Here is a 15,142-nt window from a genome sequence, read left to right on the forward strand (position 1 = left end):
AGATGATAAATGGTTGATCCCTACGCTAGCATTACCTAGATCAGGTGCGGAAACTGGTTCCAGGGTATCATCTCAGCCACACCATGGTGTAGCACCCCTTTCAAGTGACAAAGGTGACATTTTTTTTTCATACAAAAAAATTTAGGAAATAGCTGTGTGTGCATAAAAAACAACCGTCAGTTAATCAGCGTTTTACAACTACCCTCCTCCTGCTTCAACTATACACACCCTAGGCTAAGGGTTCCTATTCGTTTGAGTTGTTGTTCTATTTCTTTGGTCCAAGGCAAGCCAATACTGATTCGAATACAGTTTTGAAACTGTCCTTGTACCGTAAACATTCGCCCTGGTGCAATACTAATACCTTCTTTCAAACAACGGTCGTACAACTTCAGGGTATTGACCTTTTCGTCAAATTCAATCCACAATGACAACCCACCTTCAGGACGGGTAACTTTTGTACCTGCTGGAAATTCATTCACGATAACCGCGAGCATTTTTTGATAGTTGGCAAACAAGCTTTGCCTCAATTTGCGCAAGTGTTTTTCGTATTTTCCCGACTTAATAAAATTCGCAACTGCTTCTTGAACAATGGCGGGGGATGAAATAGAGTGAATTAATTTCTGCTCAATGACTTTGTCTTGATATTTTCCTGCACTAACCCAACCCACGCGATAGCCTGGGGCTAAGGTCTTAGAAACGGCACTACACCACAGCACATTACCTGTTGTGTCAAACGCTTTACAACACATGGGGCGCTTACCGCTGAAGTTTAAATCTCCATATACATCATCTTCAATCAAGGGAATAGAATGAGAAGCAAGTAGCTCCACCACTTTCTTTTTGTTTTCGATAGGCATACAACTACCTAAAGGTGTGTTGTAATTGGTAATCAACAAACAAATATCAATCATCGGGCATACGCGTTCTAAGGCGTCGAGTTTTACTCCAGTAACGGGATCTGTCGGCAGTTCTAATACTTTAAAACCCAAATCAATTGCCAGTTGAAAGATTCCAGGATAACACGGACTCTCGATAGCAACGGTATCGCCCGCTTTTCCCAGTGCTAATAAGCAGAGGGATATGGCGTGTATGCTTCCATTGGTCGTTACTACTTCATCCTCGGTAAGCGCACCTCCCCACGTCATGGAACGAGCGGCAATCATTCGCCTGAGGTTGATATTGCCTTGAACACCTTCATAGTCCACTCCCCCGTATTTCATTTCTTTCGCCGCCTGAATAATTTCCTTTTTCATCTGAGCAGCAGGTAAAAACTCCCCATAGAGTGAGTTGAAAGAAAATAAAGTCAAGGCTTCATTTCCCATATGGGAATAGACTTTATTGATGATCTTTTTAGGGACATCCATATCGGCTAATGGCGTTGGATTACTCGCCTTTGGCAAGGGAAAATGAGGGTAATGCACATGACTTACAAAATAACCCGATTGGGGAACGGCAAGGACTAAAGATTGAGATTCGAGTTCCAAATAGATGCGTTTTGCCGTATTCATACTGATATTGTACGTCCTACACAACTCGCGTATTGAAGGAAGGCGATCGCCTTTTTTGAAAATGCCGTTTCGAATTTGATTGGCCAGCTTTTCCGCTAGGCGCAAATAGATGAATTTTTCTTCCATAAAATATACTGTACCCATCCAAAGATACAAAACTGCGACTGTGTTTGTTTCTAATTTCGCTTTACTTTTGAAAAAAAATAGAAATACATGAAAGCAACAGCAGTAAACAATACCTCGAGTGGATGGATCAATGGATTCATTGGCGTACTATTATTTAGTGGATCTATGCCGGCTACCAAAGTAGCGGTACTGAGTTTAGATCCTATTTTTGTCACCTTGGTACGCGCTTTAGTTGCAGCTGTTCTCGCGGGTATATTTCTGTATTACACCAAAGCGTCTTTTCCTACGAAGCTAGAGTCAAAATCAATTATCTTGATTGCTGGGGGTGCGGTAATAGGATTTCCGTTATTATCATCCTTGGCTTTACAGCATATGACTGCTGCTCGATCTTTAGTTTTTGTGGGAACTTTACCACTGAGTACGGCTATTTTTGCTGTGTTACGCGGAAAGGAAAAGCCTAAACCTCTCTTTTGGCTCTTTGCCCTACTAGGGAGTGGGCTCGTGGTGGCCTTCGCTTATGCCCAGCAAGCAACTAGCTCGATTACGGGTGATTTACTAATGCTCGCTGCTATTATACTCTGCGGATTGGCCTATGCTGAAGGTGCTGTACTTACAAAATCAATGGGTGGAAGCCAAGTAATTTCTTGGGCTATTATCTATGCTTTGCCTATTTTATTGCCTTGCCTTTTCTTTTTTCTACCTCCCTCTCTGCACGCTATACAAACTGATACTTGGGTGAGTTTACTTTACTTGGGCACAATGAGTATGTTTACAGGATTTATCTTTTGGTATAAAGGATTAGCTCAAGGTGGAATCGCCACTGTAGGTCAACTGCAATTGCTACAACCCTTCTTTGGCTTAGCTCTCGCTGCTCTTTTCTTAAATGAATCCGTTTCTGTAGGTATGATTGGCGTAACCCTAGGCGTAGTTTTATCTGTAGCAGCGAGCAAGAAGTTTGCCTAAACTAAGGAGACAAACGCAGTGCTTGCATCTGTGAATGATGAATATAGACAAATTTCAATTAGTTGATTTAGAATAACATAAAGCGCATCAAGTAAATAAAAAGTTTAGGTTTAATTGCTGAGCAGCGATGAAGGAATATATCCTTTTTTGCCTTTTCCTTGCTAACTAGTTCCTATTTCTACAGTGCAGAACAAGTCGTGCTTTTACAAAAAGAAAAGCTGGGACTTTGCACGCAAAGCCCCAGCTTGATTTGAATTATATTCCCCTAAAACGTAAGTACAAACAGATGAAATTGCATCCTCCTATTTCATATTTACACTAACTCAAATCTCTTAAAAGTCGGCCACTTTTATGTGTTTTACTTTTAAATTTTGCGCTTTTCTTTTTTTCAATCCATCCTCCTATTATTCCTTACTTGGATAATAAAGGGACGGCCTTTGCTATAAACGAGAATCTCACCTATCGTCAGTAGCTTTTTCTTTTTCACAGTACTCTTTTTCTAATACAAATCAAAACTATTAAAATAAATGCAAGAAAATGAAAAAATAGTATACCTAAATACACTAAAGCGCTCAAAAACAACAAAATACCGACTTAAATAACGTTAAAGTATTGCGTAATATTTATAAAAATTTAGATAAATAAGTAAGAACACAAAAATTAATGTTTAAAAACTAAAACAAACGTGCTTCCAACTCCATATTCACTGTTTACGGAAATCCTTCCACCCTGAGCTTCAATTATTTCCTTACTAATAGCTAGGCCTAAACCTGTTCCTTCTCTATGTGTACTAGGGACTCTAAAGTAGCGATCAAAAATGCGATCGACGTATTCAGGAGGAATTCCAATGCCCTCATCCTTTATGCGAATCGTCGTAGCAAGGTCATCTTGGAGCACTTCAATGTGCACAACCGAAGATTCATGGGAGTAATTGATGGCATTAGCAATGAGATTAGTCAATACCCAAACAGTTTTCTCTAGGTCTAATTGCAAGGGCTGAAGCGCAAAAGGCAAATCGACTTTGAGTTGAATATTCTTTTGTTCAGCCTGAATATGATTCGCTTCAACGGCATCTTGAACCACTTGATCTAACGCACATGCCTTGAGGTGTAGCGCAATTTTCCCACTTTCTATTTGCGTTAAATTGAGTAATTCTGTGGTGATTTTCAACAGTCGCCCTGCATCATCTTGAATGCTATCCACTAAGATGATTTGCTCTTCATTTAGATGACCTATGCGTTCATCTTTCAAGAGCTGTAAACTCATTTTCATCGAAGCTATAGGTGTTTTAAATTCATGAGAGACCGTGGCTATGAAGCGTGTTTTTGCAGTGTCTAATTCTTTAAATTCGGTAATATTCTTTAAAATCATCACATAGCCCACGAGTTCTTTTTGCTCCTCTCCCGTTGGGGTGAGTTCAATGTGAAGGAATTGCTTGTCGAAGTAATTTTCTTTGTCGTTGTGGATGATCTTCAAAGGTTCTTTCTCCATCACCTCTACATTGATTTCCTTGACTAACATACGCATCAAATCGTTGTAAATGGCAATGTCCTTACTGCTTTTACCGACCATTTCTTCTTCAGCTAAGCCCAAAACTTTACACGCCTCTTGGTTGACGAAGATGACCTTCATGGTTTCATCTAGTCCAATCACAACATCTGACATACTGTTGATCAGGGCTTCAATCCTCTTCTTTTGGCGCATTAACTTTGCTAAATGACTGCTGTTGTACTCTTCTAGCTTTTGCGCCATGGTGTTAAACGATTGGGCTAACTCGCCAAATTCGTTATTTTTATCCAAAAACACACGCTCTTTATAATTGCTACTAGCAATTTGTTTGATGCTCTGGGTTAGCTTCTGAATCGGATCAGCAATATTGGATGGCAAATTCATCAGTAACCCCAAAGCAATGGCAAAACAAGCAAGCCCCGCAATGGCAATCCATATCGTCGCTTGTATCGCTGTTTTATTTGCCAATTCGCTTTTGAGCTCAATGGCCTGCATATTTATTTCCATGATCTCAATCAACCAAACCCTAATTTGCATGAGCTCTTCTGGTTGTCGTCCTTGATTTTTATAGCTTTCGAAATAATTGCGCAGGGTTTTATTCATCTCCTTCTCCCCTAATTCCGTAGCATTGCCTTCTTGTTTTCTCAACTGTTCTTCAAAGTGAATCAAGCGGCTATCGCCTTTTTGATCTAAAGCACTCAACATGCTTTTAGCATAGAGCAAAGAGTTGTAATTGTCGTGGAGAATATTGCGTGTATCGAGCTTCAAAAAATGAATATACACAGCGGCTATTCCTCCTAAAAAAACAATAAGCGCAAATAGAAGCCCCAACCCCAGGGTTAATTTTGTTTTTATTCTCATTTCGAAAAGATTATAATATCAATTGGTAAAAAGGATAATTTCCTCACTAATTGGTTGAATACATTGGTTGCCAAAATAAGTTGATAAAGACGCAACCGCGGTTTGCCAATGCATATCGTTGTGATTTGTCTTTGTTCTACCTGTATTCGTATTGCTTTGGCTATATTGGCATGCTCGATTTTGATAATTTCGGCGCCTAATTCTGTAGCTAATTTAAAATTATTAATTAAATGCCGTTGTTTGTCTAACGCAATTTTATTGGGATCCTCCTTTGGGGTTTGTACATAGAGGACATACCACTTCGAATTTAAATAGCCCGCTAGACGTGCCGTCTTTCGAATGACGTTTTTGGCATTTTTCTCATTGGAACTAATACAGGCCAGAAAACGACTGGGCTTGACTATATTGGCTACATTCACTTCTGTCGCTACTTTGTTCTCTACATAGGAAGCTACTTCTTTTAATGCCAGTTCTCTTAGTTGTAAAATATTAGAGGTTGTAAAGAAGTTTTGAAGGGCCATTTGAATTTTTTCCTGCGGATAAATCTTGCCTTCTTTCAATCGCTCAATTAAGTCATTGGCGGTGAGGTCGATATTAACTACTTCATCAGCTTCTTGTAATACTTTATCTGGCACGCGCTCCGTGACATCAATGGAAGTAATCGCCTGTATGGCTTGATTTAGGCTTTCGATGTGCTGAATATTCAGTGCTGAGATCACATTGATTCCCGCATCGAGTATTTCAAATACATCTTGCCAACGTTTTTCATTTTTGCTTCCTGCAATATTGGAGTGTGCCAATTCGTCTATGATTACAATCTCAGGGCGATCTTGTAAAATGGCTTCTACGTCGAGTTCTTCGACCAATTTACCTTTGTAAAAAACAGTTTTACGCCCAATAATAGGCAACCCTTCTACTAGTGCTTGCGTTTCTTTTCGGTTATGCGTCTCGATATACCCCAACTTCACATCTATGCCGTTGCGTTGCAAATCTCTCGCTTCCATTAGCATGCGATAGGTTTTTCCAACGCCAGCACTCATTCCGATATAGATCTTAAACTTACCGCGTTTGGACCGGCGAATTAGCGCTAAAAAGTCTTCGGCGCTTTGACGTGTTTCTCTTTCCATTTACAATCGTATTGAAATACTACTTCCGAGGAAGGTTTGTTCTGAAACCGCTCTATTTGCTATACTAAAAATAGCATCTTTACTCTGTAGCGATCGGGCTTCCAATCGCCATAAAACGGCTGGTGTAATTTGACAATCCACATTAACAGAATACCCCCAGGTTTGAAAGCCATTGGGTGTATCCGTCTGTATTATGACTTGATCTCGATCTACATAATACTCGGCTCTAGCAGTCACACTCCAGCGTTGATTGACTGCATAACGTCCCATAACTAAAGGAGCATACCAAAAACTATAAGCTCGACTGTATTTTTCTTTTTGTTGCACCCCTGCGTCAAATCCAACCAATACTTTTACTGCCTCATTCAGCTGATAGGACATATAGAAATCGTGGAAATAGCGCATTTTACGCGTTTCATCGGGTGTATCACTTCCCACAAAAGAACTACTATTCAGTAGCCATCGTTCATTTGGTGTATAGGTAAGCTGATGTCCCACAGCAGGAGTTGAGTTTCCAGTAGGACGATTGATGCGTTGCCAACCATTCATAAGATGTAAGGCCATTCCCCATTTTTGATTTGGCGTTTGATAGGACAATTTTACAGCTGCTGAAAAATAAGGTGAATTTTCCGCCATGATACTACGTGTCAACGTCATAACATCAGCGCCTATCGCGCTTTCAAACCCAATATGAGATGGCATAATCCCCACATCTAGCCAAAGGTTTTGTTCCTCCATTAGTTTAACGCCAATATTGGCTTCGTAGATTTGCTTTAATCCCTCTGATTCATTAGCTAAATTGGCTGTGACATACGTTCCTGCCATAAAACCTAAATTCGATCGAACACGCGCTTTTTCATAGTTTAGTTTCACCATGCCAAAATTCAAATTCACCTCATTATGCCGGTCATAGGAATATAAAAAGGAATTTAATTTTCCAGTTGGAGTTTGATTAAAATCATATGTATAGTAAACTTCTCCATAGGCTTGTACTTTTACATCGTCTAGCCATTTGTTTTGTTGGGCGTAGGCAGATGAAAAAGCAAGTGCACTTAGTATAAGTACACCTACTATTATTTTCTCTTTCATTTTATTTTAATTGATCTAAAGCGATATTGAGTTGCAGCACAGAAATAGTTTGTGGACCTAAAAACCCCCACAAAGGCTGTTGGGTGTGTTGAGCGATCAGTTGTTCTATACGGCTAGGCGCTAGTCCTCTTTCTTTGGCAATACGCGCAATTTGCACGCGAGCGGCTTGAATAGAAATATGCGGATCTAAACCACTCCCACTAGCCGTCACTAGGTCAACGGGAATATGTTCTCGCTGAACTTCTGGATTGCGCTCTATAAAATCGTCAATACGCCCTTGGACTTCTTCCAAATATTCTGCCTTGGACGATGCGTCATTACTCGCTCCTGAGCCTGCAGCATTATAAGCTACTGCCGATGGACGCGACCAAAAATACGCCATGGAGGTAAACGACTGCCCAATATTGACATATTGTTTCCCCTTTGGGGTTTCAACGGTAATGCCTTTTCCTTTGTTTGGAGCAACTTGCGCTATTCCCCACATAAGAGCAGGGTAAAAACCACCTAGCACAATCAAAAATAAAGTGGTTAGCAGCATAGAGGGTATTATATTTGTTTTCATATCGTTTACATCAAAAGTGAAATAAATAGGTCAATAATTTTTATTCCTACAAAGGGAACAAGCACACCACCTAATCCATAAATTAATAAATTACGACGCAGTAAAGCACTTGCGCCAATGGGTTTATAGGCCACCCCTTTTAACGCTAAGGGTATCAGGCAAGGAATGATAATAGCGTTGAAAATAACCGCAGAGAGGATAGCGCTTTCGGGGCTGTACAACTTCATAATATTCAAACCTTCTAGAGCGGGAATAGCCGAGATGAACAAGGCAGGTATAATGGCAAAATACTTAGCAACGTCATTGGCAATACTAAAAGTAGTTAGGGTACCTCTTGTCATGAGTAGTTGCTTTCCGATTTCTACTACTTCAATCAGTTTGGTAGGGTCATTGTCGAGATCCACCATATTTCCTGCTTCCTTAGCGGCTTGCGTACCGCTATTCATCGCCACCCCAACATCTGCTTGTGCTAATGCGGGAGCATCGTTGGTCCCATCCCCCATCATAGCTACGAGTCGGCCTTCTGCTTGTTCTCTTTTGATGTAGTTCATTTTATCTTCGGGTTTTGCCTCGGCAATAAAATCATCTACTCCTGCTTTTTCTGCAATATATTTTGCCGTCATGGGATTGTCGCCGGTTACCATTACCGTTTTAATTCCCATTTTTCTCAAACGCGCAAAGCGCTCTTGAATGCCTGGTTTAATAACATCTTGTAGCTCTATCACCCCGACAATTTGTTCATTTTGAGCCACAACTAAAGGTGTACCTCCATTCTCGGCTACTGCGCGGACGCAGCGATCCATTTCCTCTGGAAAGGGATATCCCGCTTGTTCACTTAGTTGTTTGATGGCGTCAACGGCTCCTTTGCGGATGCGGATGTCGTCATAATCCACTCCTGAGCTCCTTGTTTCTGCTGTAAAGGAAATAAATCGAGGTTGATTGATTCTAAAAGCGGTGGGATCGACCTGAGCCAATTCTAGTATGGATTTTCCTTCTGGTGTATCGTCGCGTAGGGAACTCAATACGGCAGCTTTGATCAAGTCTTGGCTAGCTACCCCATTGGCAGGGTGAAAATGAGTGGCCTTTCTGTTCCCTATGGTAATGGTTCCCGTTTTATCCAACAACAATACATCAATATCTCCTGCAGTTTCTACCGCTTTACCGCTTTTTGTAATGACATTGGCACGCAATGCTCGATCCATACCCGCAATGCCAATCGCCGATAACAACCCACCTATTGTGGTGGGAATCAAACACACATAGAGCGAAATTAAAGCGCTAATCGTCAGTGTAATATGAGCAAAATCAGCAAAAGGCTTAAGGGTGATAATCACAAGAGTAAACACCAAAGTGAATCCAGCGAGTAAAATGGTTAACGCTATTTCATTAGGTGATTTTTGTCGGTTTGCCCCTTCAACTAAAGCGATCATTTGGTCTAAAAAACTCTCACCCGCTTGGGCTGTAACGCGCACCTTGATGCGATCGGATAATACTTTCGTTCCACCCGTAACGCTACTTTTATCTCCGCCAGCTTCTCGTATTACAGGTGCACTCTCTCCAGTAATTGCACTTTCGTCAATCGTAGCTAACCCTTCGATAATTTCTCCGTCTGCGGGAATAATATCCCCTGCAACACAGCAATAAATCATCCCTTTTTGCAAAGCAGCAGAGGAAATTTGCCTTCCATCTTCTAATTGAGCTGGTGTTTCTTCTCTTGTTTTGCGCAAGCTATCTGCTTGTGCTTTTCCTCTTGCTTCGGCAATGGCTTCGGCGAAATTAGCAAACAGCAAGGTGGCGAATAGCAGCAAAAAAAGCGTGAACGTATAGCCAAAACTCCCTTGTTGTGTTGATCCGAATAAAATTCCGATACAAACAACCAACAGAATGGCCGTTCCTATTTCTACAGTAAACATTACGGGATTGCGAACTAAAGTTCTAGGGTTTAATTTTATAAAAGCTTCTACTAGCGCTTTCTGAATCACTTCTTTTTGAAAAAGTGTTTGTTTGGTTTGCGTTGCCATGATCTAAATATGTAGTTGAGTAAAATAATCCGCTAGAGGGCCTAGGGTTAAGACAGGAAAGAAGGCCAATGCGGCTACGATGAGAATTACCGTTAGAACAATTAGGCCGAAGGTGGACGTATCAGTAGCCAATGTACCAGCGCTTTGGGGGATATATCTTTTTTGTGCAAGGGCCCCTACAAGAGCCAATGGACCTATAATGGGCAAAAAGCGCCCGAGTAACAAGACGATACTCGTGGAGAAATTCCACCACAAGGTATTATCTCCCAACCCCTCAAAGCCACTTCCGTTATTTGCAGCTGAAGAGGTGTATTCATAGAGTACTTCCGTAAATCCATGAAAGGAGGGATTGTTGAGGCTGTCTCTAGTAAATTCGGGAAAAGACACCCCTATAGCCGTACTACCCAAAATAAGTAAGGGATGAATCAAGGCAACAATCATCGCGATTTTCATTTCTTTGGCTTCTATTTTTTTGCCAAATAGCTCCGGTGTTCTCCCCACCATAAGCCCACTGATGAATACCGCTAAAACGACAAAAACGAAGAAATTAAGTATGCCAACCCCTACACCGCCATAAAAGCTATTGATCATCATGGCGAGCAATTGATTCATTCCCGATAAAGGCATAGCGCTATCGTGCATTGAGTTAACGGAGCCCGTGGAGATTACGGTTGTCACAATACTCCAAAAACCAGAAGCAGCAGCGCCTATACGCACTTCTTTTCCTTCCATAGCACCTAGGGAATGGTCAATACCCATGGCTGTAATATTTGGATTCCCACTGCGCTCCACCTGTATGGTTGGCACAGCTAAACACAAGAATCCAAACGTCATCACCCCGAACATCATCCAAGAAAATCGCTTGCGCTGAATATAGTACCCAAAGGCAAATACCATGGCCATGGGAATAATGAGCTGTGCAATCATTTCGGTCATATTGGTTAAATAGGTTGGATTTTCAAAGGGATGAGCCGAATTGGTTCCGAAGAATCCACCGCCGTTTGTGCCCACGTGCTTAATAGCTATAAAGGCAGCTGCGGGACCACGAGACACCTCGACTTGTTGTCCTTCTAATGTAGTAATCCTATCCTTTCCCTCAAAGGTCATAGGCGTACCCTGAAAAATCAAAATGGTCGCCACAACTATACTCAAAGGCAATAAGATACGCGTAATGGATCGCGTAAAATACACGTAGAAGTTACCTAATTGGGTTGCTGTTTTATTTTTAAAAGCTTCAAATACCACTGCTGCTGCTGCCATTCCCGTGGCAGCACTAACGAATTGCAGAAACATCAAAGCCATTTGTGTCAAATAGGTTACCCCTGTTTCCCCAGCATAGTGCTGTAAATTACAGTTGACCAAAAAGGATATAGCCGTATTGAATGCCAAATCAGGTGACATACTAGGGTTGTGGTCTGGGTTTAATGGTAAACTCCCCTGGGTGAGCAATAGCACAAATACCAAGACAAACCAAACAACATTAATGGTGAGTAAAGCAAGAAGGTGCTGCTTCCAGTTCATCCCTTCGGCAGGGTTTATTTTACTGATGCGATACAGTAGTTTCTCTAGTGGTGCTAATACCCCATCTAAAAAAGTCGACTGGCCTGCATAGACCTTTGCTATATAGTTCCCTAGGGGAATTGAGATTCCAATAGCCAATAAAAAAGTGACTAGGATTCCGGTGATTTCTGTATTCATATTGATTTAATCAAGTACTAATAAAATTCGGTGAATGAGGTAGACGATGCCGTAGACCATCGTAAAGATCAATAGGATCATTCCTATATCTTTTACATTTTTTTTAAAATTGCTCAGGCTTGAATAAGACATAACACAAATAGACTAATACAGCCAAAGCGATTAAGAATAAAACAATCATAAGTAAGATTTAAAGTTGATCAAAAAAATTAATGGCTTTGTAAAAGGCGACAAAGCAGGCCACGCCTAGGGCGATACAAGCTAGAATTATCATGGTTATTCAGTTTTAAAATGGAACATATAGCACCGCTGTGCTGCTCTTGGTCAATGATTCGGAAATGCCTACATGCTATAGGAACTGTTGGTTTCATAGAAGCTGATTTGCTCATACTATAGCGAATGGCATACCACTTTAGCCTACAATTAGGTATAAGACTATAAATCAACATTTTACTTTAAAAAAGAAAGGTAGGGCAAAAAGTAAACCCTATCGTTTTGATAGGGTTTGCGCATGAGTGTCTATCATAATGATAGGGTTTATATAAAAAAAAAAGCTCCGAATTGGGAGCTTTGTGTAGGCTATATGGACTAGTTGAGGTTGTAATCTGCCATTTTCCGATACAACGTAGTCAAGGCAATTCCCAACAATTCTGCAGTTTTGGTTTTATTGCCCTTGGTGTATTCCAATACTTTTTGGATGTGTTGCTTTTCAATGGAAGCCAGATCAAGTGCTGTGGTTTCTTGTCTTGTTTGTTCACTTTTTTGTTGTACTTCCCCAGGTAAGTCTTCTACTTGCAGGGAAACTCCCGTACACAGGATTAGGGCGCGTTCCATGGTGTTGCGCAGTTCTCTAATATTTCCCGGCCAAGAATAGTGCTGCATACAAGCTAAGGTTTCTCTTGCAATGGATTGTACTGGATTGAGCGATGTTGCTGCAAATTGTGCTCGGAAGTGTTCGGCTAATACAGGAATATCCTCCATGCGTTCTCTTAGGGCAGGCAAGCGAATTTCAAATACTGAAATGCGATAGTACAAATCTTCTCTAAAGTGTCCTGCTTTTATTTCTTTGTCAAAATTTCGGTTCGTTGCCGCAATAATACGCACATTGACTTGCGTGGGCTTCGTTTCTCCGATTTTAAAGAAAGTTCCTGTTTCCAATACGCGAAGCAGTTTGGCTTGTAGGCCTATCGGCATCTCTCCTATCTCATCTAAAAAGAGCGTTCCTTGGTGCGCTTCTTCAAACAACCCTTTTTGATCCTTGGTCGCATTAGTAAACGAACCCGCTTTATGACCAAATAATTCACTCTCGAGTAAATCCTTGCTAAAAGCCGAGCAATTAATCGCTACAAAATTTGCTTTTGCACGCGTACTTGCTTGGTGAATCGCCTGAGCAAAGACTTCTTTTCCCGTTCCCGTTTCTCCAGTTAATAATACCGTAGCATTAGTTGGTGCAACCCGCTGCGCAAGGTGAATCGCTTCGGTGACTAAAGGTGCTGCTCCCAACACAGATTCGAAACCCGGTAGAGGCTCTTCTCTGCGGATTTGGTTTTGCTCTAAAGTGCGATTAACGCGAACCCGCTCCATAGCGCGGTAAAGCAAAGGCAAAATCTTGTTGTTGTCATCGCCTTTGGTAATATAGTCAAAGGCACCACTCTTAATGGCTTGTACACTATCAGGTATATTGCCATAAGCCGTTAGTAAAATCATCTCTACCCAAGGATAGCTAGTCTTGACTTGCTCCACAAAAGCAACGCCATTTCCATCAGGTAGTTTAACGTCACAAACCACTACGTCTATAGTGAGTTGTTCTAATTTTTTAGTTGCTGTTTTCAAATCAGGCGCCTGATAAACGTCAAAACCTTCTAACTCAATAATGCGAGCCAATAGTTTTCTCAATTTTTCCTCATCATCGACCACTAAAACCGTTTGTTTCATCCTTCGCTTTTTTTGATTGGTTATTTTTATAAAGGTATAAAACAATCCGGTATTCCACTATGGATCCCTCCAATATGATAGCAGGATTTTTTGCTTTGATGATCTAGGGCGTTATACAGTAAAGGAGAATTTTTATAAAAATCACTTTTTTTAACGATCTTTGTATGAAACACCAAAAGAGGATTCTTCTTTATAGAATAAGTAGTTATGACTAAAACTGAGAAAGTAAACTTTGTGCTTGAAACGCTAGATGCTTTATATCCTGAAATTCCGGTTCCCTTAGATCACAAAGACCCTTATACGTTGCTGATTGCCGTATTATTATCCGCACAGTGTACAGATGAACGCGTCAATAAAATAACGCCTATTTTATTTGCCAAGGCGGATAATCCCTATGACATGGTAAAATTAACGGTTGAGGAGATTCAAGATATTATACGTCCTTGTGGCTTATCACCGATGAAGAGTAAGGGGATTTATGGGTTGTCCAAGATCTTAATTGAGGAACACAATGGAGAGGTCCCTGCGGATATGGAAGCCTTAGAGCGATTACCTGCGGTGGGACATAAAACGGCTTCGGTAGTAGTAGCCCAAGCCTTTGATATTCCTGCTTTTCCTGTAGATACGCATATTCACCGCTTGTTGTATCGTTGGGGATTCTCCAACGGCAAAAGTGTGCAACAAACAGAAAAAGACGCTAAACGCTTATTTCCTAAAGAACACTGGAATAAATTGCACTTACAATTGGTGTGGTATGGGCGTCAATATTCGCCTGCCCGTGGATGGAAATTAGAACTCGATATCATTACTAGTGTTATTGGACGCAAAACCGTTCTCAATGAATACTATAAAAAACAAGAAAAAAAAGCATCGAAATAATCGATGCTTTTTTTTAATTTACTTTAGCCGTTTTTAGGTTTGTTTCCACAAATTCACTGAAAGCTAGTTGAGACCAAAATTTAGAATACGTCAATAGCTTTTCAATCAACTCTGGTTTCGGTACCTTTGCTTCCGTTACGGTTAAAAGAGTCTTGTAATTTTTTTTCATAGAAAATCTGTTATATTCCTCTTTTATAACGGGCGATCTGAGACTTTATTATATACTTAATGATATTTGTTTTTTTTCGAGCATTCGTCTCAAATTGATAATAGCGTAGCGCATTCTTCCCAAAGCTGTATTAATACTGACATCCGTTGCTTCGGCAATCTCTTTAAAACTCAGATCCTGATACAAGCGCATGCGGATCACCTCTTGCTGATCTTCAGGCAATTCTAAAATTAACTGTTGTAAATCTTCGGTAATCTGATTTTGTATTAACAATTCTTCAACGGTATCACTATCGTCTTTTAGAAAACTAAAAAAAGGCGTTTGTTCGGTATCATTGTGGATAACCGTGCGCTTTTCACGTCGATAGTGATCCATAATTAGATTATGTGCAATGCGCATCACCCAGGAGATGAATTTGCCTTCTTCGTTATACTTTCCTGTTTTAAGGGTATTGATTACTTTGATAAACGTATCTTGAAAGATGTCATTGGTTAATTCAACATCGTCCAATTTACTAAAAATAAATCCAAAAATCTTGGCTTGATGTCTTTTAATTAAAACTTCTAGCGCATATTCATTGCCCCTTCTATAATGCTGTACAAGGGTAGCATCTGGTAATTGACTTAATTCCATAACAAAATTCTTTTTATAGCTGTTCTATTCTGATCTAAAAAGTACTTTTGTTATATAGGCAA

The 15,142-nt window shown here is 40.5% G+C and carries 13 protein-coding genes and 1 riboswitch; of the genes, 2 read left to right on the top strand and 11 right to left on the bottom strand.

Annotation, left to right across the window (positions count from 1 at the left end; all coding sequences use genetic code 11):
- A riboswitch (TPP riboswitch) is annotated at positions 1-110 on the bottom strand.
- Positions 111-218: 108 nt separating this feature from the next.
- Entirely contained in the window at positions 219-1,634 is a 1,416-nt protein-coding gene (locus tag H4K35_RS10305) for a PLP-dependent aminotransferase family protein (protein WP_182627650.1), read from the bottom strand.
- Between the two features lie 87 nt (positions 1,635-1,721).
- Here H4K35_RS10305 and H4K35_RS10310 point away from each other — a divergent pair, with 87 nt between their 5' ends.
- Positions 1,722-2,597 carry a DMT family transporter gene (locus tag H4K35_RS10310; protein WP_182627652.1) on the top strand — a complete coding sequence of 292 codons (876 nt, stop codon included), beginning with the start codon at positions 1,722-1,724 and terminating at the stop codon, positions 2,595-2,597.
- A gap of 660 nt (positions 2,598-3,257) precedes the next feature.
- On the opposite strand, the gene H4K35_RS10315 is transcribed toward H4K35_RS10310, so the two are convergent.
- From H4K35_RS10315 to H4K35_RS10350, 8 genes are all read right to left on the bottom strand, one after another.
- Positions 3,258-4,967, bottom strand: coding sequence for an ATP-binding protein (locus tag H4K35_RS10315; protein ID WP_182627654.1), 1,710 nt, complete (start codon positions 4,965-4,967; stop codon positions 3,258-3,260).
- On the bottom strand, positions 4,964-6,094 hold the full coding sequence (locus tag H4K35_RS10320) for a sensor protein KdpD (protein ID WP_182627656.1): 1,131 nt from the start codon (positions 6,092-6,094) through the stop codon (positions 4,964-4,966). The genes H4K35_RS10315 and H4K35_RS10320 overlap by 4 nt, the downstream gene beginning before the upstream one ends.
- Positions 6,095-7,183, bottom strand: coding sequence for a porin (locus tag H4K35_RS10325; protein WP_220497683.1), 1,089 nt, complete (start codon positions 7,181-7,183; stop codon positions 6,095-6,097).
- Position 7,184: 1 nt separating this feature from the next.
- Complete coding sequence (gene kdpC, locus H4K35_RS10330) at positions 7,185-7,745, bottom strand: potassium-transporting ATPase subunit KdpC (RefSeq protein WP_182627659.1); 561 nt, start codon at positions 7,743-7,745, stop codon at positions 7,185-7,187.
- A gap of 5 nt (positions 7,746-7,750) precedes the next feature.
- Positions 7,751-9,766 carry a potassium-transporting ATPase subunit KdpB gene (gene kdpB / locus H4K35_RS10335; RefSeq protein ID WP_182627660.1) on the bottom strand — a complete coding sequence of 672 codons (2,016 nt, stop codon included), beginning with the start codon at positions 9,764-9,766 and terminating at the stop codon, positions 7,751-7,753.
- 3 nt (positions 9,767-9,769) lie between these two features.
- A complete protein-coding gene (kdpA, locus tag H4K35_RS10340) occupies positions 9,770-11,464 on the bottom strand; it encodes a potassium-transporting ATPase subunit KdpA (protein ID WP_182627662.1) in 1,695 nt (564 codons plus the stop codon).
- A gap of 103 nt (positions 11,465-11,567) precedes the next feature.
- Complete coding sequence (gene kdpF, locus H4K35_RS15925; protein ID WP_182627740.1) at positions 11,568-11,645, bottom strand: K(+)-transporting ATPase subunit F; 78 nt, start codon at positions 11,643-11,645, stop codon at positions 11,568-11,570.
- Positions 11,646-12,052: 407 nt separating this feature from the next.
- Positions 12,053-13,399 carry a sigma-54 dependent transcriptional regulator gene (locus H4K35_RS10350; RefSeq protein ID WP_182627664.1) on the bottom strand — a complete coding sequence of 449 codons (1,347 nt, stop codon included), beginning with the start codon at positions 13,397-13,399 and terminating at the stop codon, positions 12,053-12,055.
- A 207-nt stretch (positions 13,400-13,606) separates the two neighbouring features.
- On the opposite strand from H4K35_RS10350, the gene nth reads away from it, so the two are divergent.
- Positions 13,607-14,278, top strand: coding sequence for an endonuclease III (gene nth, locus H4K35_RS10355; protein WP_182627666.1), 672 nt, complete (start codon positions 13,607-13,609; stop codon positions 14,276-14,278).
- Positions 14,279-14,291: 13 nt separating this feature from the next.
- Here the strand turns inward: nth and H4K35_RS10360 are convergent, their stop codons facing one another.
- Together H4K35_RS10360 and H4K35_RS10365 are read right to left on the bottom strand one after the other, a co-directional pair.
- Positions 14,292-14,447 carry a hypothetical protein gene (locus H4K35_RS10360; RefSeq protein ID WP_182627668.1) on the bottom strand — a complete coding sequence of 52 codons (156 nt, stop codon included), beginning with the start codon at positions 14,445-14,447 and terminating at the stop codon, positions 14,292-14,294.
- Between the two features lie 48 nt (positions 14,448-14,495).
- Positions 14,496-15,080 carry a sigma-70 family RNA polymerase sigma factor gene (locus H4K35_RS10365; RefSeq protein ID WP_182627670.1) on the bottom strand — a complete coding sequence of 195 codons (585 nt, stop codon included), beginning with the start codon at positions 15,078-15,080 and terminating at the stop codon, positions 14,496-14,498.
- Between the last annotated feature and the right edge of the window lie 62 nt (positions 15,081-15,142).

The sequence above is a fragment of the Myroides sp. NP-2 genome (assembly GCF_014145665.1).
Taxonomy (GTDB): domain Bacteria; phylum Bacteroidota; class Bacteroidia; order Flavobacteriales; family Flavobacteriaceae; genus Flavobacterium.